General features: G+C 45.5%; 19 protein-coding genes. 7 read left to right on the top strand and 12 right to left on the bottom strand.

Annotated elements, in window-relative coordinates; all coding sequences use genetic code 11:
• Positions 1-38: 38 nt before the first annotated feature.
• Positions 39-164, bottom strand: coding sequence for a hypothetical protein (locus B6A14_RS10480; protein ID WP_269088044.1), 126 nt, complete (start codon positions 162-164; stop codon positions 39-41).
• Positions 165-280: 116 nt separating this feature from the next.
• Between B6A14_RS10480 and B6A14_RS06810 the strand changes: the two genes are divergently transcribed.
• Both B6A14_RS06810 and B6A14_RS06805 read left to right on the top strand, forming a co-directional pair.
• On the top strand, positions 281-553 hold the full coding sequence (locus tag B6A14_RS06810; RefSeq protein WP_087909742.1) for a BrnT family toxin: 273 nt from the start codon (positions 281-283) through the stop codon (positions 551-553).
• Positions 534-881, top strand: a complete 348-nt coding sequence (locus B6A14_RS06805) for a BrnA antitoxin family protein (protein WP_087909741.1) — start codon at positions 534-536, stop codon at positions 879-881. The genes B6A14_RS06810 and B6A14_RS06805 overlap by 20 nt, the downstream gene beginning before the upstream one ends.
• A 4-nt stretch (positions 882-885) precedes the next feature.
• On the opposite strand, the gene B6A14_RS06800 is transcribed toward B6A14_RS06805, so the two are convergent.
• Positions 886-4422, bottom strand: coding sequence for a UvrD-helicase domain-containing protein (locus tag B6A14_RS06800; protein ID WP_236635686.1), 3537 nt, complete (start codon positions 4420-4422; stop codon positions 886-888).
• Positions 4419-7409: a PD-(D/E)XK nuclease family protein gene (locus tag B6A14_RS06795; protein ID WP_087909739.1), complete on the bottom strand. Its 2991-nt coding sequence runs from the start codon at positions 7407-7409 to the stop codon at positions 4419-4421. The genes B6A14_RS06800 and B6A14_RS06795 overlap by 4 nt, the downstream gene beginning before the upstream one ends.
• 110 nt (positions 7410-7519) lie before the next feature.
• Between B6A14_RS06795 and trxA the strand changes: the two genes are divergently transcribed.
• The 5 genes from trxA (at position 7520) to B6A14_RS06770 (ending at position 13104) form a co-directional block, all read left to right on the top strand.
• Positions 7520-7846, top strand: a complete 327-nt coding sequence (trxA, locus tag B6A14_RS06790; protein WP_087909738.1) for a thioredoxin TrxA — start codon at positions 7520-7522, stop codon at positions 7844-7846.
• Between the two features lie 268 nt (positions 7847-8114).
• Positions 8115-9377 carry a transcription termination factor Rho gene (gene rho / locus B6A14_RS06785; protein ID WP_011903147.1) on the top strand — a complete coding sequence of 421 codons (1263 nt, stop codon included), beginning with the start codon at positions 8115-8117 and terminating at the stop codon, positions 9375-9377.
• A 164-nt stretch (positions 9378-9541) separates the two neighbouring features.
• Positions 9542-9889 carry a type B 50S ribosomal protein L31 gene (locus B6A14_RS06780; protein WP_087909737.1) on the top strand — a complete coding sequence of 116 codons (348 nt, stop codon included), beginning with the start codon at positions 9542-9544 and terminating at the stop codon, positions 9887-9889.
• Between the two features lie 101 nt (positions 9890-9990).
• Positions 9991-11709 (top strand): ArnT family glycosyltransferase, encoded by a 1719-nt coding sequence (locus B6A14_RS06775; RefSeq protein WP_087909736.1) that lies wholly within the window; start codon positions 9991-9993, stop codon positions 11707-11709.
• Positions 11710-11712: 3 nt separating this feature from the next.
• On the top strand, positions 11713-13104 hold the full coding sequence (locus B6A14_RS06770) for an MATE family efflux transporter (RefSeq protein WP_087909735.1): 1392 nt from the start codon (positions 11713-11715) through the stop codon (positions 13102-13104).
• Between the two features lie 11 nt (positions 13105-13115).
• Here the strand turns inward: B6A14_RS06770 and B6A14_RS06765 are convergent, their stop codons facing one another.
• From B6A14_RS06765 to B6A14_RS06730, 9 genes are all read right to left on the bottom strand, one after another.
• Positions 13116-14153, bottom strand: a complete 1038-nt coding sequence (locus tag B6A14_RS06765) for a hypothetical protein (protein WP_087909734.1) — start codon at positions 14151-14153, stop codon at positions 13116-13118.
• Positions 14154-14169: 16 nt separating this feature from the next.
• Positions 14170-14760 carry a penicillin-binding protein activator LpoB gene (gene lpoB, locus B6A14_RS06760; RefSeq protein WP_087910307.1) on the bottom strand — a complete coding sequence of 197 codons (591 nt, stop codon included), beginning with the start codon at positions 14758-14760 and terminating at the stop codon, positions 14170-14172.
• A 36-nt stretch (positions 14761-14796) separates the two neighbouring features.
• Positions 14797-15153 carry a YcfL family protein gene (locus B6A14_RS06755; protein WP_087909733.1) on the bottom strand — a complete coding sequence of 119 codons (357 nt, stop codon included), beginning with the start codon at positions 15151-15153 and terminating at the stop codon, positions 14797-14799.
• 12 nt (positions 15154-15165) lie between these two features.
• Positions 15166-16953 carry a COG3014 family protein gene (locus B6A14_RS06750; RefSeq protein ID WP_236635685.1) on the bottom strand — a complete coding sequence of 596 codons (1788 nt, stop codon included), beginning with the start codon at positions 16951-16953 and terminating at the stop codon, positions 15166-15168.
• A gap of 126 nt (positions 16954-17079) precedes the next feature.
• A complete protein-coding gene (locus tag B6A14_RS06745; protein WP_236635684.1) occupies positions 17080-18051 on the bottom strand; it encodes a Bug family tripartite tricarboxylate transporter substrate binding protein in 972 nt (323 codons plus the stop codon).
• A 29-nt stretch (positions 18052-18080) separates the two neighbouring features.
• Positions 18081-18644, bottom strand: coding sequence for a disulfide bond formation protein B (locus B6A14_RS06740; protein ID WP_087909730.1), 564 nt, complete (start codon positions 18642-18644; stop codon positions 18081-18083).
• Positions 18641-18793 (bottom strand): DUF5993 family protein, encoded by a 153-nt coding sequence (locus B6A14_RS10265; protein ID WP_161491117.1) that lies wholly within the window; start codon positions 18791-18793, stop codon positions 18641-18643. The genes B6A14_RS06740 and B6A14_RS10265 overlap by 4 nt, the downstream gene beginning before the upstream one ends.
• Before the next feature lie 63 nt (positions 18794-18856).
• Positions 18857-19549 (bottom strand): fumarylacetoacetate hydrolase family protein, encoded by a 693-nt coding sequence (locus tag B6A14_RS06735; protein ID WP_087909729.1) that lies wholly within the window; start codon positions 19547-19549, stop codon positions 18857-18859.
• A gap of 34 nt (positions 19550-19583) precedes the next feature.
• Positions 19584-19865 carry a SemiSWEET transporter gene (locus B6A14_RS06730; RefSeq protein WP_087910306.1) on the bottom strand — a complete coding sequence of 94 codons (282 nt, stop codon included), beginning with the start codon at positions 19863-19865 and terminating at the stop codon, positions 19584-19586.
• Positions 19866-19875: the final 10 nt, after the last annotated feature.

Raw genomic sequence — 19875 nt, 5'->3', positions numbered from 1 at the left:
TCTCAAATAAAAAACCACCGAATACGGTGGTTTTTTATTTAGCAGAACACAAATGCGAGGATTACTGGATCGTCTACGAAAGCGTGCGATAGATAAATGCTGGCGCGGTACAACCAAGGCTGTACGGTTTCTATTAATTCAATCATGATGGGGAAACGTTCCATGATTCGATAATAGTGCTTTATTTAACATTCCAGCCCACTTTTCCAAGTAATCCCTTAATTTTTGTAGTTATATTAATTCATTGATGTTATGATTTAACGTAACTACAATATTTACGATGAAACTCACGTATGATTCGGCAAAAAATAATTCAAACCTTACAAAACATGGCCTATCCCTCTCAGATGCAAAACTGCTGGATTGGGATTCTGCCATTAGCTACATTGATAGCAGAAAAAATTATGGCGAGGAAAGGTGTGTAGCACTAGCACTTATAAAGCAACGCCTGTATTGCGTAGTTTATGTTGAACTAAAAATAGGCAAGAGAATTATCAGCTTACGAAAAGCAAATGCTCGCGAGGTAGAGAGATATGAAAAAGAAAATAATTAGACCCAGCGCTGAAGAGGATGCTGCCATTACAAAAGCGGCAATGGCAGATCCTGACAATACGCCATTCACGGATGAAGAGTGGGAGAAAGTCAAGCCTACGCTAGTGCGTGGTCGCGGCAGACCATTAGGTAGCGGAGCTAAAGAGCAAGTTACCTTGAGAATTGATAAAGATATTTTGGATTTTTATAAGTCCAAGGGTGAGGGCTGGCAAACTTTCATCAATCAAGTACTTGGTGAAGTGAAAAGAGAGTCTAAATCAATCTCAACCGTTGAAAAGAAATTGAATAAAGGAACCTTGATCACCAACAAGTACAAGGCGGCTGCTTAAGGGTTTACTTTACTTCCACGATCTCACCTTTAGACGAAATCAAGTAAGCCTTATTAGGTTTATCTTTCCGGATGCGGGTGAGCTCAGCTTGATAGCCCTGTAACTGCTTGCGGTATTTTTCATACATCTCGCTATCCTCTTTGGGAATGGTGAGCTTGTAATCAATGATTGCTAGATGGTCATCTAACTCCACTAAGCGATCCATACGGTAGCTCTTACCTTCTTGGCTAGCAATATCAAGCTCATTCCAAGCTGCAATCCAATGTACTGATGTGAGGTAAGGCTTGAGCGCTGATGCTTCTAGCACTGTCTGTGTACGCGTCACCAGTCTTTGCGCCTGCTCTTGATCTACCGATAGCCAATTCATAATCTCTTGCTCACTTGGCATCCCTGGCTTTGCAGTATTGCTTGAGTCTGGCGTCAAGAACTCCAGCAGCTTATGAAAGTTTGCACCCTCTTCCAATATTTCTGGGTCGGGTTCATTTTCTACTGCTGTTGGAGTGGATTGAACTGCTGCTTGAACTGTTGCTCCACTCTCAATATCGCGTAACTGTTGTTGATGACTTTGTTTTGCTTCTTCCCAGGCAATCTGGAAATCTTCAATACTGAAAGTGTCTGCAACTGGAGAGCTCTCTTTTGTCGTGCTTGACTGCTTGGTTGCACTGTCAGAATGAGTAGCGCTTGTCTTAATAGACTCTATAGTAGACAGCTTGCCAAACTGAGCTCTGGCATACCAAGATTTCTGATCAAGGCCAATGGAATTGTTTGTAGTAGGCTCTTTTGCTACTCCGCTAATCCAAAGGCCTTGTTTGGCACGTGTCATTGCCACGTATAGTAAGTTCCAGTTTTCATTCAGGCTAATCAGTTCCTCATCTTCCCGAATTTGAGTGCGTGGTGAAGTTAAGCCTGCCTTGGTATACATCGAGAGATGCGATGGACTTCTATCATTAGGCGACCACTCTAATAAAACGCCAGAATGATCCGATGCGCCAACCGTATGATTCGCATCCAAAATAATCACAAAGGGAGATTCCAGACCTTTGGCGCCATGGATTGTCATGAGGCGTACGCGCTTATGCTGATCTTCCTCTGACATCTCGCTATCTTCATCCACTTCTACTAGCTCGGTATCAGATTCAAGCTCAACATCACCTTCATCTGGCGTTTCATCGTCATCACTGCGACGCATTGCGTTGATCTCGTCAATAAAGCGACCTAGACTTGGATAACGACCCCCATCCTGATTGAGAGAAAGCTCTAAAAAGGCATCTAGGTTGGCAACCACCTGTGCACGAGCTAAAGGCTGTGCACTAACTGCGTACTCAAAACGCAAATTACTCTCTTGATAAATTTGATCCAATAAGTCATGAACTGGTAAATGTTCTGCTAATACACGCCAATGCTCTAAAAAGCGAGCTGCTCTTTGGGCTGATGCATCTTGACTATCTTGCAAGGCATCCCACCAAGAGCGATATTGCTGATGGGCTTTGGCAATACTCAGATACTGCATTTGTTGATCAGAAAAGCCAAAGATCGGACTTCTTAATACTTGCGCTAGAGGTAAATCATGACGCGGTGATAGCAATACCGTGAGTAAGGCTACCAAATCATCAATCTCAAGTGTATTGAGCAGCCCCCCAAGTCTGGAGCTGTCATAAGCTAAATCGGCTTCACGCAAGGCTCTTTCAAACTGCGGTAAATATTTACGGCGTTTGACGAGCAATAGGAAATCACTTTCTCTAGCGGGACGCCAAAACTTGCGGCCATCTTCTTCATCCATCACTTGGCGTGTGGCTATGACCTCATGAATCAGCTTACCGATCTCTTGGCCCTCTACATAGCGCTGAGTAGCTGCAACGGTTTGGTTCACATCAGTAATCGGCGCATCAAATGCATTGCCCTCTCGAGGGGCTAACTCTTCTTTGACGTATGGAATGAGCGGTAATAGTGCAGCCTCACCCTCTTTTGAATAGACCTCATTCGGTAAGCCCTCTACCAATGGCTCCCACAAAGTATCTTGCTCATGAAAGTCATAGCTAGGTGGCAATTGCGAGCGCGCAAAAGTATCGTTCACAGCCGCATTAATTTTGGGAGCATTGCGACGCGTTGTATCTTGATCTAGCGCTACCGCACCCATCTCCGCTTCCAGGAATGCTTTTGCGCTTGCGAATAAACGCGGGTCGGCTCTGCGGAAACGATAGATTGACTGCTTGGGATCGCCCACAATAAAGACGCTAGGCCGATCCTGAGTTTGACCATAAGCCTCGAACCAGGAGCGCAGAATCTGCCACTGCAATGGATTGGTATCCTGAAACTCATCAACCAAAATATGTTTGTATTTAGCATCTAAGCGTGCTTGGAGGTAAGCAGCGTTAGCGTAATCTGCCATTAACTGACTCACACCGATTTCTAAATCATCAAAATCACGTACACGCATCGCTTCTTTGGCTTCAGCAGCATGATCCATCATGCGCTCACTCATTGCAAACCAAGCAAGGTTTAATTCATAAACATCCTTTTCGGCTTGCCAATCCAAATACTCCATAAACGCTTGAGCCCAAGCTTGCTTGTAGGCAATGTGGCCTGACTCGAGATGACTTAAGCCTTCGTTTTGAAGATAAGTTTTAACGGCTCCAAGCGCTTTATTGTTATTAGAGCGGGATGCACCATCTCCATTTAAAAATACCAGCTGCAGATTGCTTGCAACCTCCATGACATCACCGCCTCGTTGCATACACTCTAGAGTAGAGACTAAGCGTGGTAAAAATTCAGTCTCTTGAGTACTGCTATGCGCAAAGCAACGCACCAGAAACTCAAGGTCTGCCCTTGCTGTTGGTGCATTCCACATCTGTAGCAAAGGATTATCAAGATGGAGTCTTGGTAAAAATTGCTTGAAGTGTTCAATCGGAGTAATGCCTTTTTGCTTGCAGGCCTCCACAAAGAAAGTCCAGGCGCCACGCTGTTTCATGAGGCCGTAATTGCCCATCAAGAACTTTTCAGTATTGCTTGCACCTAAGTGTTTCAGAAGAACGTCATAGTGCGCCCTGAGATCTGCTGGCAGATCTCCCCACCAATCATCTAAGCATTCGTCTAATAGTCTTTTGCCATCCTCGCGCAAACTAAAGCCAGGCTGTACTGCTGCAGAGATCGGGGCAGCATTTAATAACCTGCCAAACCAACCGTGGAAGGTATCAATCACAATTGACTGAGGGCTAGCGAGTACCTTGTTATAAAGCGTCTTAGCCTGAGGCAGCGAGGCTTTTGCCTCGCTATCACCTAAACCTCGTTTAGTTAATTCGTCTAACAGCGCTTCGTCACTCATGGTTGAGAATTGCTCAAGCAAACTGTAGAGGCGATCTCGCATCTCTTGCGCAGCTTTACGCGTAAAGGTTAAAGCGAGAATTTCTGATGGCTTAGCGCCAGCCAGTAAGAGTCGAATCATACGGGCAACGAGCAGCCAGGTTTTACCGCTACCCGCGCAGGCAGAAACAATGACTGACTTACTAGGATCACAGGCGATGGCGTTATCGAACTTTTTCACCACATCCCCTTTCTGCAGATCCCTCTTGCCTCACAGTATTTGCAGACACCATCCGGTGCAAAAGCAGTCATCTCTTTTCTAGACCAGAGATTTTGCATATCTTCGGTGATTTGCTGATTAAAAACGGGCATTAACTCTGGAACACCCACCACCTCTAAAGACCTCATGAGTTTTTTATCTCTCTTGATGTCCAGCTTGAGCGAAACCCACTGGGCATGATCGACTTGCTGGCCTTGGAGATGAGCGCTGGCAGGATCTTCATTTGCAGCACGAGCGTAAATGAGTAGCTGAGGGTCATCTAATACATGCTCAGCGCGCTTTTTAATCTTGGTCATTGACTGATTTTTGTAATCAATCACCTCAGACTGCCCTATGTTTTGAATATTGACATCAAAGCGATCAGCGCGTCCTTCAATTCGAATGATGCGATGCTCACCATCAAGATCAGCAAAATGTAAGTCAAAGCCGACCTTATGTTCAGCATTGTGATAACGCCATCCGCTAGCTTCTCTTTGGAGTTGCCAAGCTATAAAACTAGGGATTTGTTTTTGCCAATCTCGCAAGGTGCCAAGTACCCTGCTATCGCCTGCAATCAGTCGTTTAAATTCTTTTTCAGAAATTGCTGATAACTCACGCTCCATCCACATACGACGTGCCTGCGCATTGTTGATGATTTGAGAATCTGCTTTTTGCTCTTCAGTCTTGAGCGCTTGATAAAAATTGCGTAGTAACGCATGCAGTGACTGCCCTGCTAATGAAGCATCAAATCCATCTTCAAACTCTTTTGCTTCTCGTAAGCCCAATAAGCTACGCACATAGTATTTATAAGGACAATCTCTTAAGGCCTTATAGGCGCTGGGACTCATCGAGAGTGGCAAAGGCAAATCCGGATCGATTGTGGCAACTGCCTTTTGTAGGGGTTTTGCTTTTCCACTATAGGAATCGGGCTTTGCAACCACCGACTTCCAATACGGCAATTGCGTCTGCAAACGCTGTATCCAGGCTGATGGTCTGAGCGGCTCACCATTTTTACTTTTACTTTGCCAGAGCAAATCAACGCTTGGACAAGAAACCAGGAGTTGCGATAAGTCGCGTGCTTGCTGAATGAACTGCGCATTAATAGTAGATGTTTTGAGCAGTCGATTTAATGCGTCTGAGAAAAACAATGGTGGCTCTGAGAACGCAGGCAATTGCTGTTCATCACAACCCACTACTACCACCGCATCAAATTGACGTAATCGCGTTGAGCTTAATGGCAAGATACTTAAGTTTGCTTTTGCCTCTTTGCCAGTCTCCTCATAAGAAGCGTCTTCTAGAACAGATTTAATAAGACTAATCCACTCTGGCAAGCGCATAGCAATGCTTTGATAATCACTTGAGCGCAAATCAAAGGATTTCATCACCTCTAATAATTGCTTACCTGCAGCATCTTGCTCCAAAGCCTTGCTCATACCAGTATCTTGCAAGTTATTTTGCAAGAGCGCATACGCATTGGAGCAATTGAGATTGAGCTCTTGCCAGGCATAGTGCCGCTCCCGCACAAACTGGAGCAGCTTTAATAAGGCTTCATTGGGCGCAGCATCATGCGTGGCCGCATAGGCATTGGCCCGCTCAATCGCCATATAAAAGGTTTCCCAGCCAGACTTTGCCTGACTCGCAATCAAGATGTCTTCGAGTTGCGCAATTAGGCCAATACAAACCTCAGGAGATTTTTCTATACAAGCCGCTATATCTAAATAAGGATTTTGTAAAAACTCGAGCAAGGCACTAGCAGTTGGCCCTTCCTTAGGCGCACGAATCAACTCTAGCCAACTATTGATTGCCGCTGCTGCTCTAGTGGTATCAATCTTCCAACCTGTTTCATCACGAATATTTAAGGCTGGGCCTAAACGCGCTAACAATGCTCTCACCCGTCTTGCCGCCAGGCGATCCTGCGCTACTAAAGCAATATTCGTTTTACCAGCAATTAAATGTGACTCAATCGTTTTGGTGGCGGTCCAGGCTAGCTCTTCAAAGCGTCTGGCTGAGATCAAATGCCAATCTTGGTAAGGTGCTGTTTTAATATTGCTATTGAGTTGCTGCTCTTGCTCTGCATTTAATTCAACTAGCTCACCAGCTGGGCTCTCTCCAGCAAGCGCTTCAGACCATAAGGCAACCGGCTGCCAATCTAATGCAACCTGGATCACTGGAGCATATTGCGCATAGCTAGCCAAGTACTTGCCCATCACCTCTTGGTCAATCGGCTTGGGGTCTGCAGTCTGAACCCAAATAAATGGGCGAGCCTGCTCTTGATTGGATTTTGCTAAATCTAAGTGGGCTGCCATCGCAAACTGCTTTCGAAAAACGGCATCTCCAGCACCGCTGAGGTAGCGCCAGAAAGTTAACAACACTTCAGACTCTTGATCAACCACTTTTCGTGAAAGATCTGGATACGCTAGTGCGATTGTTTTCTCTAATAGGGCTTCTAATTTCTTGGTCCACGCTTCTGCATCAAGCGTGCTGGTATTAGTTAATTGATTTAACTCTTCATACAATTGCGGAATGATGGCTTCAGACAAAATATCGCAGGCATCAATCACAGACTTTGCCAAACCCCACGCGCCCGAATCACTCTCTGCTTTAAACCAAGCTTTGAGTTTGGGATGTTTGCGCAGATTGATATAGACCGATAACCATCTTTCTAAATCGGTTTGTTTCTTTGGAAACTGCCATGCACCTGGCGCTGCTTCTAACCAATCTGCAAAACTCATGACTTGCGGTAAGAAGGCAATATTGCTTGGTAGATCTTTTGGTCGGTTTTGCTCTAGAGCCGCCCTCACCCCAATCAGCGGCCCAGCTGTACTGAGCACCACCAAGGGGCGTTGCTTGGCTTGCATTGCGCAACCCCAAATCCCTTCTGCTAATTGGGTAAGCGCATGGCCATTGGGCGTTATTGCCCAGGCCTGTGGCTGCCTTTGATCAGAAATGGTGGGAAAAGGTTGAGGCATTAATTCAGTAATTTTTGTATTTTGAGCAGAACGTTCCGCTTATTGCTAATATAAGCGTTGTAACGCCATAATTAAATAACTCGCTAAATAAGTCTAAATAAGGAATTTTCATGAGTGCCGGCATTAAATATGTAACTGACGCCTCTTTCGAACAAGACGTCCTCAAGTCCGATAAACCTGTTCTGCTCGACTTCTGGGCCGAGTGGTGTGGTCCTTGCAAAATGATCGGGCCCATCCTGGAAGAACTCGCTGGCGAATATGGCGATAAGTTGCAAATCGCAAAAATGAATGTGGATGAGAACCAAGGCGTTCCAGCCCAATTCAATATCCGCGGCATTCCAACGCTGATCCTCTTCAAAAACGGCACTGTGGCTGCTCAAAAAGTAGGCGCTTTGGCCAAATCCCAGTTGTCTGCCTTTATTGATAGTCATCTGTAAATAGTCTCAGACCACAGGTTCACCCGTTGAGCCTGTGGTTTTTCCCGCTTTACTTACTTGTAAGACCGGTTTTTTAGTGTAGTATTGCGTTTAACAGTAGTACAGCGCCTTCAATAGAGCGCCCATTTTCAGCAATTTACCTCTCCCCCCTTTTTTTCTTAAGCAAATTCCCAAAATTCTGTTTTTCCACATCTGTCTGATCTCCTTCAGCACAGCGATACCCCAAAACCAATTGATCTAATCATCTTTATCAACACCCGAGAACCACATGCAATTAACTGAACTCAAAGTCCTCCACGTATCCGCTCTGCTCGAAATGGCAGCTAGTCTGGAGATTGAAAATACGCAACGGATGCGCAAACAAGAATTGATGTTTGCCATTCTGAAGAAACGTGCGAAGGCTGGTGAAACAGTATTCGGTGACGGTACTTTAGAAGTATTACCTGATGGTTTTGGTTTCTTGCGCTCCCCTGAAGCCTCTTATATGGCCTCCCCTGACGATATTTATATCTCTCCTGCGCAGATCCGTCGCTTTAATTTGCACACTGGTGATAGCGTTGAAGGTGAAGTACGCACCCCTAAAGATGGCGAGCGTTACTTTGCCTTGGTTAAGGTAGACAAGATCAATGGCTTGGCACCAGAAGCCCTCAAGAACCGCATCATGTTCGAGAACTTAACGCCATTGCACCCGAACCGTGTGATTAGCTTGGAACGCGACATCAAGGCAGAAGAAAATCTGACTGGTCGCATCATCGACATGATCTCCCCGATTGGTTACGGCCAACGTGGTTTGATCGTGGCATCACCAAAGTCTGGTAAGACCGTGATGATGCAGCACATTGCTCACGCAATTGCCGCCAATAATCCTGAAGCGATTTTGATTGTCTTGCTCGTTGACGAGCGCCCAGAAGAAGTTACTGAGATGCAACGCTCCGTGCGCGGTGAAGTCGTTGCCTCTACTTTTGATGAGCCAGCTGTTCGTCACGTGCAAGTAGCCGAGATGGTGATTGAAAAAGCAAAACGTTTAGTGGAGATGGGCAAAGATGTGATCATCTTGCTTGACTCGATTACCCGTCTTGCTCGCGCATACAACACCGTTGTTCCTTCATCAGGCAAAGTACTCTCTGGTGGTGTGGATGCAAACGCATTGCAACGTCCAAAACGTTTCTTCGGTGCAGCCCGTAACATTGAAGAAGGCGGCTCATTAACCATTATTGCTACTGCCCTGATTGAAACCGGTAGCCGTATGGATGACCTCATTTATGAAGAATTCAAGGGTACGGGCAATATGGAAGTTCACCTTGAGCGACGCCTGGCTGAGCGTCGCGTTTACCCATCGATTAACCTCAATAAGTCTGGCACCCGTCGTGAGGAGCTCTTGGTGAAAGCTGAGAACCTCCAGAAGATCTGGGTATTGCGTAAATTGCTGGCGGATATGGACGATATCGAGGCAATGAACTTCATAGTAGATAAGCTCAAATCAACCAAAAACAACGGCGAATTCTTCGACCTGATGCGTCGCGGAGGCTAATTTAGGGTCCTAGGGGCTGTTTTAGCCCCTTTTAGACCCCGAAAGTGCGCTTTGTTATTGATTTCATGGCATAATTTCGCCTTTGTTGCACCCTTTATTGCTTTTAACTTGGGAAAGTATTTAGGTTAATTAACTTAAACGGCTACCCGCTCATAGGACTCAAAATGAAACCTGGCATTCACCCCGAATATCGTGAAATCGTCTTTGTAGACGTTTCCAATAACTTCAGCTTCAAGACTCGCTCCACTATGTCTACTAAAGAGACAATCAAGTGGGAAGATGGCAAGGAATATCCTTTAGCCAAGATCGAGACTTCATCTGAATCACACCCTTTCTACACTGGCACCCAAAAAATCATGGATACCGCTGGTCGTGTTGAGAAATTCCGTCAGAAATTCGGTACTAAAGCTGTTGCTAAAGCTACTGGTGATGGCGCTGCTAAAACAGCTGAGAAAAAAGCTGCTGCTGCAGAAGCTAAAGCTGCTGAAAAGCCAGCTAAGAAGAAGGCTTAAATCACTTCAATTCGCAGGGTATGTGAAATACCTACCCTGCGAGATAATTAAGGCAGCGTTTGCTGCCTTTTTTATTTTTTGTTTTTGCTTAAATAGAGCTCATGGTCAAACTTACCGCCGCCGCTACTAAATCGATACCGCGCATCATTATTTTTGCGCTGACATTGGTTTATGGTTTTGCTGGCCTCTTCTTTCGGGATCCCTGGAAGAATGAAGATGCCATCGGCTTTGGCGGCATGTGGACTTTATTCCGCGGCAATTCTGTAGATTGGATCGTACCGCATATCGCGGGTCGCGATGCTTCTCTTGGTGCGCCACTTCCCTATTGGATTGGCGCGACCTTCATTGACTTATTTGGCTGGTTGATTGGTGCTGCCAATGCGGCACGTCTTTACTCTGCTGTTTGCTTCTTCTCTGCTGCCTTAGCAATTTGGTATGCCACCTATCTTTTAGGTCGTCGTCGTGAAGTGCAGCCAATGGCACTTGCTGTTGGTGGCCAACCGGACCTAAAGAGTTATGGCATGACTCTGGCGGATGGCGCACTGCTCATCTTCTTAGCTTGCGTCGGTCTAGCGCAACGCGCTCATGAAACCACGCCAATGATGGCGCAACTCATGGGCATTAGCATCGTGCTGTACGGAACAGTGCGTGGCTTAGATAAGCCATGGCAAGGCGGTCTTTGGACTGGTCTTGGTATCGCGATTGTTGCTCTCTCTAGTAATCTCGCCTTAAGTCTCATGGTAGTTAGCTCAACGATCATTGCCGTTCTCGCTAGCAACGCTAAGCTGCGTTTTCGCTGGACATTAACGAGCACTGTTTTGGGCTTAATTGGTTTCGCTATTTGGCCAATCATTTGGTATTTAGCGGATCTTCCAGTTCATTTGCGTCACATTGCTGAAGAAGGTTGGCGCAATGTTCCAGAAATGAGAGCGACCCCATCTATGGAATCCCTAGGGTTCCTGAGTGTGAACTTCTGGGCCTATGCTTGGCCTGTGTGGCCGCTCGCAATCATTTCATTAGCGCACTGGGGTCGAGTCAAAGAGGCTGGCGCATGGCGTGCCCCCCATCTTTGCATTCCACTGAGCTTATTTATTGGTAGCTTCATTTATGTTCTGTTCCGCCTAGAGGCCAATGAACATGACCTGATGATTTTGATTCCAAGTCTATCCATCATTGCTGCCTTTAGTCTGCCAGTTCTCAAGCGAGGCTTAATTAGCTTTATCGATTGGTTCGCGATGTTTAGCTTTACCCTCATTGCGATTGCTATTTGGATTATTTGGTTAGCAAAAGTCACCGGCTTCCCAGAATCGACTGCCTCCAATGTTAATAGATTACTTCCCGGCTTTGAAAGTCAATTTAATCTGCTTGGCTTTGTAGTTGCCATTGCTATTACTGGAGTATGGCTTGCAGTAGTGCGTTGGAGAACTTCTCGCGCCCCCAAAGAAATCTGGCGCTGCCTGATTATTTCTGCATCTGGCACTACCTTGATGTGGGTGCTCTTGATGACGCTCTGGTTACCAACCATTAACTACGCCAAGACCTATCGTCAAGTATCTGCTCGTTTAGCGCAGGTAGTTCCAGTTGGTGCTGGTTGCGTTAACACCAGTAATATCGGTGATTCTCAGCTCGCCTCTTTTAGTTATTTCACGAAACTTCCTCTGCGTGATGACTCCAATTGCCCTTGGATGCTCACCCATAATCAATCTGAAGCTAAAGCCTTCGCAAAGCTGAATAAGAAGAAGCTACATTTACTTTGGGAAGACCGTCGTGCCGCCGACCGCGATGAACGATTACGTCTTTACGAAGTGATCCCGGAATAAATAGTGCTGCACTTTAAACTATCGCGACTTCGCGAGGACGTTCCTGCTTTACTCAAACTCGCCGGCCCTCTTTTGATAGGCCAATTAGCAGTGATAGCCTTTGGCGTACTCGATACTGCCATGACTGCTCGCTACTCTGCCGAAGACTTGGCTGCCTTAGCAATGGCTTCAGCGATCTTTATTAGCGTTTATGTGGGCCTTACTGGTGTAGTGTCTGCTCTTGCACCAATCGCTGGACAGCTCTTTGGCGCTAAACGATATTCCGAAATCGGCGAAGAAGTCAGACAAGCTACCTGGCTTGCACTAGGACTGACTATTCTTGGTTGTTTGATTTTGACCAATGCAGATCATGTACTTGAGATTTCTCATCTGAGCCCAGATATAGAAGACAAAGCCAAGTTGTATCTCAATATTCTGGCGATTGGATTACCCGCCAGTATGGTGATGCGTGTCTTGATGGCCTTACACAATGCCGTTTCTCGCCCTGCCGTCATTACCGTCATTCAACTCATTGGTCTTGGGCTGAAACTACCCCTGAACTTGCTCTTTATCTACGGCGGCTTCGGTATTGAAGGTATGGGTGGGCCTGGCTGCGCAGTCGCTACTGTGATCATCAACTGGACCTGGATGTTATTAACCCTAGGCTTTGTTCTATTGGATCGTTTCTATAGACCCTTTATGATCTTTGCGCGCTTTAGCCCTCCTGACTGGCATCGTATTTGGGTATTGCTAAAACTAGGGGCTCCTATTGGCTTTAGCTATTTGATTGAAGTTACTTCCTTTACCTTCATGTCCTTGTTTATTGCACGCTTAGGAACAACCGCATTAGCTGGGCATCAGATTGTGGCCAATATGGGCACCGTCATTTATATGGTGCCACTCTCACTCTCCATTGCAACTATGACATTGGTATCGCAATCGATTGGTGCAAATAAACCAGAACGTGCTGAGGAGATCGGCTGGTCTTCAGTCTTCTTTACAACTGCTACTTGTATCACGATTGGTATAGCCGTCTGGCTTTTCAGAATGCAGCTATTAGATCTCTATGATCCGCCAGAAGAAGTGAAGATGTTTTCTATCCCCCTCTTTTTATTTATTGCTTTGTATCAAGTATTTGATGCCCTGCAAGTCACTGCTGCATTTATTCTGCGCGCGTATCGAATCGCGTTCTGGCCCATGGTCATTTATGCAGGATCACTTTGGGGCGTCGGCCTTGGCGGCGGCTACCTCATGGGCTTTAATATTTTTGGAAACGTACCCACCTTCTTACAAGGAGCCAATGGCTTCTGGGCTGGTAATAGCTTGAGTCTTGGATTAGCTGCCTGCTTCTTACTCTATTTGTTTAGAAGAACAGCGGAGCGCTATGAAAGAACGCATCCGCCGCTTCAGGTGTAGCGGCCTCCTGCTTACTTATAAACCTTTAAAGTAGAAGCATCATCATCCAGACGGCGCTTAAGATTGCGCTCATACCCAGCAGATCCTGGGTTATTAGTAATAAAATTCTGAGCTGCTAAGTTCTTGCGGACATCTTCTGCCAAATCTAAAGAGGCAAGCTTCATCAACTTTGCCGCACTTGGTTTATAGCCAGTATTTTTGCCATCAATTTGGACATCCTTGCCTTCACCAGAAGCGATGAATGAGGCAACAATTTGGGATGTCTTAGTGTCAACAATATTAAAGTCTACTGTTACCTCAAGCGTCATCTGATGAGAAGTCGATTTAGTTCCAGGAATGTCTGCCACATTATCTGTATTGGAGACTTCAGCTAAAACACCATACAGAACATAATCAGCGTCACCAAAATCACCCGCTTTAATACGCTTGACGATATCAAAATACTCATCGCCCTGGTTAGGCATGGCTACTGTTGATTTAGCTTGTACAACCTTGTAACCCGATTGAATCAATAAGCCACGAATAGGGTTGGCTAAGTAGCGTAACTCGCCATACTCCATCTTGCTCTCATAACCTGACTTCTTGGAACTCTGCGTTTCGGCATTAGAACTATTACCCGACGACTGAGGGTCTATAGGAGTGATCACTGGAGCAGTGGACTTCGGATCCGATAAATCGGTGAACTTGACTGGAAATGCAGATGAGTTGGGACCGCCAGTCAGAGCAGAAGCATCCGCCTTATCGGCGTCTATCTCAATTGTTCTAGGCGTAATGATTGAGCTAACGTTGTTATTGGTTTTTTGACGGGTCTCTTCAATGAAAACTAAGTTCTTACCTTCTTTCTTGAAGTAGATATCGGTTACTGCAATTGACTTAGAGTCGGCCTTCAGAGCCTGCGCATTAATCACTGGGTTCTTAGGAGGGTCCGCTGCCATCCTTCCAACAATGGCCTGCTCTGGTAGGGCCGCAGGAGGCTTAGAGGCACAGCCAGTCAATAAAACTAGACCCACTCCCGTACAAACTAGAAACGATTTTTTAAGCAATAGCATTAATTAAATTCCTTGATTAGCGGGTGGCAGTCTTGCGAATCTCTTTTTCATCAGCCCACTCGAGCAAGCCTGATTCGTTATTGATGAGATTTAAGTTAAAGACGTAGTAGACATCTTTCACATCTTTGGTGTTCTTCACAATAGAGGCAATTGAACCTTCAATGCGGTACTGGGCGCCCTGCATATTGCCAGTTTTAGCAATCGTACTGTTCTTATAGAGGCCTGATTGATTTTGGCGCTTTAACTCATCGGTTTGGTTTTGCATTTCGGTAACGCTTACGGCAAAACGGACTTGACCACTCTTCATGAGCTGCGTACGGATCTTATCGGTAATCACACGCGTATCAATATATTCAGAGGTCTTGTTCTTGACGTCTGCTAAAGTCACAATCGGCGCATCCTTACTTCCAGAAATCGCTTTTGATTGCAAAAGTGATCTCGTCATCGCTTCAGCAATGATTTGTAAGTCGGTTGAACCGTAATTAGCGTTGACAGTCTCAACCGCTTTAGCATCGCCATAACGAACTTGTGGGCCTGAGCACGCTGCCAACAAAACAGCTGAGAGTGCCAATGCAGATAAATGGATAGTTTTAGTGTAGATTTTCATGATCATTTTTTCAATTAAAGAGGTTTACTCTAAAGTTTATTTGTACTGATTTAACTCAAAACGAAAATCGGTAGCATCTGGTGTCGGCGCGATCCCCGTAATAATAGTCGACTGACCTTTACCAATGGTTACTGGCTTCCAGGCTTCTTCATCGCTTACAGCCATACCATTCTTGCCAAGCCATTTAAAACGATACGCAACCAAGTTTGACTTACTATCATTCTGAATAGTTACCTGCGCTGTTAAAACACCATTGCGCATTAAGCTACGCATATCCGTAATCTGAATACTGTCAGTGTCACCCATGCGAACTGTCATATCCTTCATCGAAGGGGTTGAGCTGCAGGCAGCTAATGCAATAGCTGCCAATAGAATCAAAAGGTATTTTTTCATTCTCGGTCTTTCTTAATTAAAAAGCTGCTGAAGGCTGTTGAGTAAATTGGGTGGCTCATAGGGCTTCAACCCATCCATATTAACGCTTGCAGGCTTGGGTGTGGGGTTTACGGCTGGGGCTGCGGCAGCAGATTCAAGCTCCACAGGCGGTGCAAGTACAGGGGCACTCAGAGTTGCCTCCTCTGGTTTTGGACCCATGAAACCACTGAATAACTTCTTAAATCCATCTAAGGTGCCCTCTTTGGGCTTAACCTCGTCTGAAGCTGCCCTTGGGACTGTTGAAATAGGATTGGTAATTGTTTGTGGTGCAACGACTTGTGGTGGAAGAGGAAGCGCTGCTGGATCATTTGACGTGAGAACAGTTGCCTTGTTTCTAAACATACGGATATAAATCACGTTATAGCCACCGACAAGGTTTACTGTTTGACTTTGGATTACCCCCGATGGCAAAGCAAATTTAAGAACGGTTGTTCCAATCGGCAATCCCATTCTGGCCATATAAGTTTGCGCTGGCAATGTTGACCAATGGCGTACGTCTGTCACATTAATTGCCTGTAAGCCATAACCAGTAAGCATCCCTGCTATAGCGCCAATAATTGCCGCATTATTATTCTGATTATTTTGATTATTTTTTCTAGCTGCCTGTTGCGCAGCTTGGTCTGCCGCATATTGAGCTGCCAAGGATACAAGGGCGCGCGAGGTAGCTCTCAGAACGTAAGCCGGCATCTCATCTTGAAGATTTTTCCTAGCCATAGCATCGATATTGGCCACCAACTCTGGATTGGCTATTCGATCACCAAGTTGAATATAGTTTGGCGCAAAACGATCACTTGATTTTTCGATTACAGGAAAAGTAAGGGTCACTAATTTTGAATTTCCACCAAAAGCAACTGACTGGCTAATCTGATGGGGACTAATTTTAGGCATATACCCTGTATCAATCATGATCAGGGTATCTGCAAAACTTTTTTTAGCTTGATTGGCAATATTGGAATCCAACTTAGCAATACTGGTCTTGAAAAAGTTGACTGAGGGTCGCAACTCAATTGCTAGGCGATAGCCGGGGGCGGCTAAGCTAGCCTCACCCTGAGATTCATGGATAAAGCCAGATAAATAATAGGCTGCAGGACTTTGATAAGCATTCTTCAGGCTACGCGTCTCCTCATCATCCAAAAGATTGATGGGATACCCACCAATGTCCTGAATGCGACTAGTGGCGCCCTTAGTATTCTGATTATTTTGTTGTTGTTGCTCTACTTTAGATACTGCTGTGACCTTACTTTGAATCAGTTCCTCGATCACCTTTTCTCGTTGCGCCATTTTTTTAGCCTCAACCATGGCATCATTCCAGCGACCCTGTGACAAATGATTGAGTGCAATCGTCTGACTCAATAAACTCACCTCATATGGCTTGGGGTCGTAATTACTACTCAAACCCTCGGATAAGATGTATGAGCTCATATTTGTAAAAGAGCGCTTGAGCTTGTCGCTAGTTGCAATCTCCCATTGCTCAACCAATTGATCTGCTACTAATAGGTTCTGCGTGCTATTGGGAATTTGCTTTGCGCCCTGTAGTCTTTGCACCCCACCTAACTCTAGGTAATACAGGGTATTTTTATCCTTAAAGACGCTTTGAATAGTGGCAGCAGCACTTTGCATGTCGCCATTCTTAAACTGATCTCTTGACTCATTCATCTTGAGTTGCTGAGTCTGGGTTGCACATCCAGTCAATAGGCAAGCGCCAATCATGGATGCTGCTGCTCCGAATTTAGAAAAGTCTAATGCTGAAAATTTAGGCAAATTGGGTCGATTAGAAAGGGTCTGATGAATAAGTTTTCAATCGAATATCTTGAATTTGTAGCGCCTGATCTTTGTCCTACCTATATAACGCTCTAAACAGATATAAGCTGACAAGAAAAGAGGATTTTAGGGCTCCACTTTGGCGCCAGACTGCTGAACCACTCTACTCCACTTTCGCGACTCTGCTGCAATCAATTTGGAGAGATCCTCAGGACTGCCAGGAGCAGGATCCAAGCCGCCCGACAAGAGTCTATTTTTGACATCTGGATTTTGCAGAGCTTGTCTAGTTAACTGGTTAAGGCGCTTTTGAATAGATGGAGGCAAATTTGCTGGAGCCATCAAAGAGAACCATGAAATCGCCTCAAATCCAGGCAATCCCTGCTCAGCTAACGTCGGAATCTCTGGGGCAGCAGGCGAACGCTTTAAGGTTGTCACCCCTAGAGCCTGTACCTCCCCCGCCTTAATCAAAGGTAGTGATGAAGATAAGTTATCAAATAGCATCGAGATGCGTCCGCTCACTAAATCTGGCAATGATTGTGCACGCCCCTTGTAAGGAATATGGCGAATATCAATTCCTGCCATTTCTTTAAACAACTCACCAGACATATGCAAAGAGGTACCAACGCCAGAAGATCCAAAAGTCAGTTGATTCGGCTTTGCTTTTGCAAGTGCAATGAGCTCGTTCACATTACTCACGCCCAGTTGTTTATTGACGATCAAAACATTGGGAGTGCTTGCCAAGAAACTAATCGGCGTGAAATCTTTTACAGGATCAAAAGACATCTTGTCATAAAGAGCCCCGTTGATCGCATGAATGCCTACAGTGCCAATCAGCAATATGTAGCCATCGGGATCACTCTTGGCAACTAACTCTGCGCCAATATTGCCACCATAGCCAGGACGATTTTCTACGAGCACTGGTACGCCCAAACTTTGCTGCCAATTTTCAGCCAAGATCCGCGCCAAGACATCGGGCGCCCCACCAGGGGTAAAAGTAACAATGATCTTGATAGCCTGCTTAGGCCAGACTGTCTTTACTTGTGAGTGGGCGTTTGATATACCCAAGCAAATGAAGGCAAGAAGAAAGAGGCTCTTCATTAGCCTAGAAAACTGCGTTATTGCCATCATTAAAAACCAAAGCGGTTACGCAACCAGAGCCAGCCCTCATACTTCACAGGATCATCAGCACAGGGGCCGACACCACACTCCAATAAGGTAGAGATCAAATTACCTGCGACTAATAGAATAAAAATAATGACCAAGGTATTTGCAAATATGGAGCGAGATCGCACATCGCGATTAGGTAACATAAGCAAAATTGCAAATCCCAATAGCAAGCCGATATAGGCTACAAAGGCCCAGGTATAAAAATGCAACTCTAAAAAGGTAGCGCCATATCCTTTATCTCCAGGCAAGATATGCAAAAGTACCTGACGCAAAGAAACCATCATCCCTACAAGGCCGCCAATAATGCCCCAACCATAATGTGCTGCGTGCGCACCACAGCGGATATTGAGAACTAAGGCAATGCCAATAATGACAAACCCAATACGTTGCATTAGACAGAGCGGGCAAGGCAACTCACCAAAATAAAGCTGATCAACAAAGGCGTAAGACAGAACTCCAATAATTGAAATCAGAGCCAGTTGATTGCCAAGTGCAGCCAAAGACGGGAAAGAAGTCTTACTCACAGGCTGAGATGAAGATGGGTGGTTGCATGAGAGCGGAACCAGACAAGCAAGATTCCAACGGTAATCGCCAATACGACCAAGCCAGCTAGACGCTTTTCAAACCAGACCAAAATAAGTCCGATCAACGCTGTCAGGAAAGGCAGGAACATATACATAGGTGAATTCTAGCGCAGGCCGCCGCCTAGACATCAAATTTGACGGCGTATTAAATACTAAATAACCTTAGTATTCAAATTGACTAAACCTTCAACACTTCCAATCAGTACATCGCCCTTCTTCACCGGACCAACTCCTGCAGGAGTGCCTGAGTAGATTAAGTCGCCTGGCTCTAATGTAAATAAAGTAGAAAGGTAGGCAATGGTATCGGGCACATTCCATATCAACTGGTTTAAGTCACCCTCTTGACGGACTTCGCCATTTACTAAAAGTTTGACAGCGCCTTTTGCTGGATGACCACACTTTGTGACCGGAGTAATTTCTCCACAAGGAGCTGCCTGGTCAAATGCCTTACCTGTATCCCAAGGGCGCCCCATCTTTTTAGCTTCCCCTTGTAAATCACGCCTTGTCATATCCAAACCAACGCCATAACCATAAACATGATCGAGGGCTTTATCAGCAGAAATATTGGCGCCACCTTTACCAATAGCAACTACCATTTCGATTTCGTGGTGCACATCTTTGGATAAATTAGGATAAGCCATATCTTTGCCGTCAGTCACGATAGAGTTAGCTGGCTTCATAAAAAAGAATGGTGGCTCTCGATCAGGATCATGACCCATCTCACGTGCATGGTCTGCATAGTTGCGACCAACACAATAGATACGATTTACTGCAAAACGACGGGTATCGCCAGTCACAGGTAGGGACACTACTGGTGGTGGGTCAATCACAAATGCTGAACTCATAAAACCCTTTCTATGGGATGCCGTGGATTAGCGTTTATTTCCGATGTTTAGAAGTATGACGCAATTTCAGCAACAAGATGCTCAGAGCCAAAGCAAAGGTCAAAGCATTCGCCAATATGAGGGGCCACTTCTCAATAATGAGACCATAAATCAGCCAAAGCCCCACCCCAGCAGCAAATAAGGAGTACATACCCAATGACACCCCCGATAAATCCCGGGTGCGCCAAGACTGTATTGCCTGGGGCAAAAAAGCGATCGTGGTCAAGAATGCGGCGCAATAACCAATGACTTCAATCTGGTGGGGCTCAAGGTTCATGGGCTTATTG

The sequence above is a fragment of the Polynucleobacter hirudinilacicola genome, assembly GCF_002192535.1.
Taxonomy (GTDB): domain Bacteria; phylum Pseudomonadota; class Gammaproteobacteria; order Burkholderiales; family Burkholderiaceae; genus Polynucleobacter; species Polynucleobacter hirudinilacicola.
Note: the sequence above shows the minus strand (reverse complement) of the source record. Positions and strands in the feature narration are given on the sequence as shown.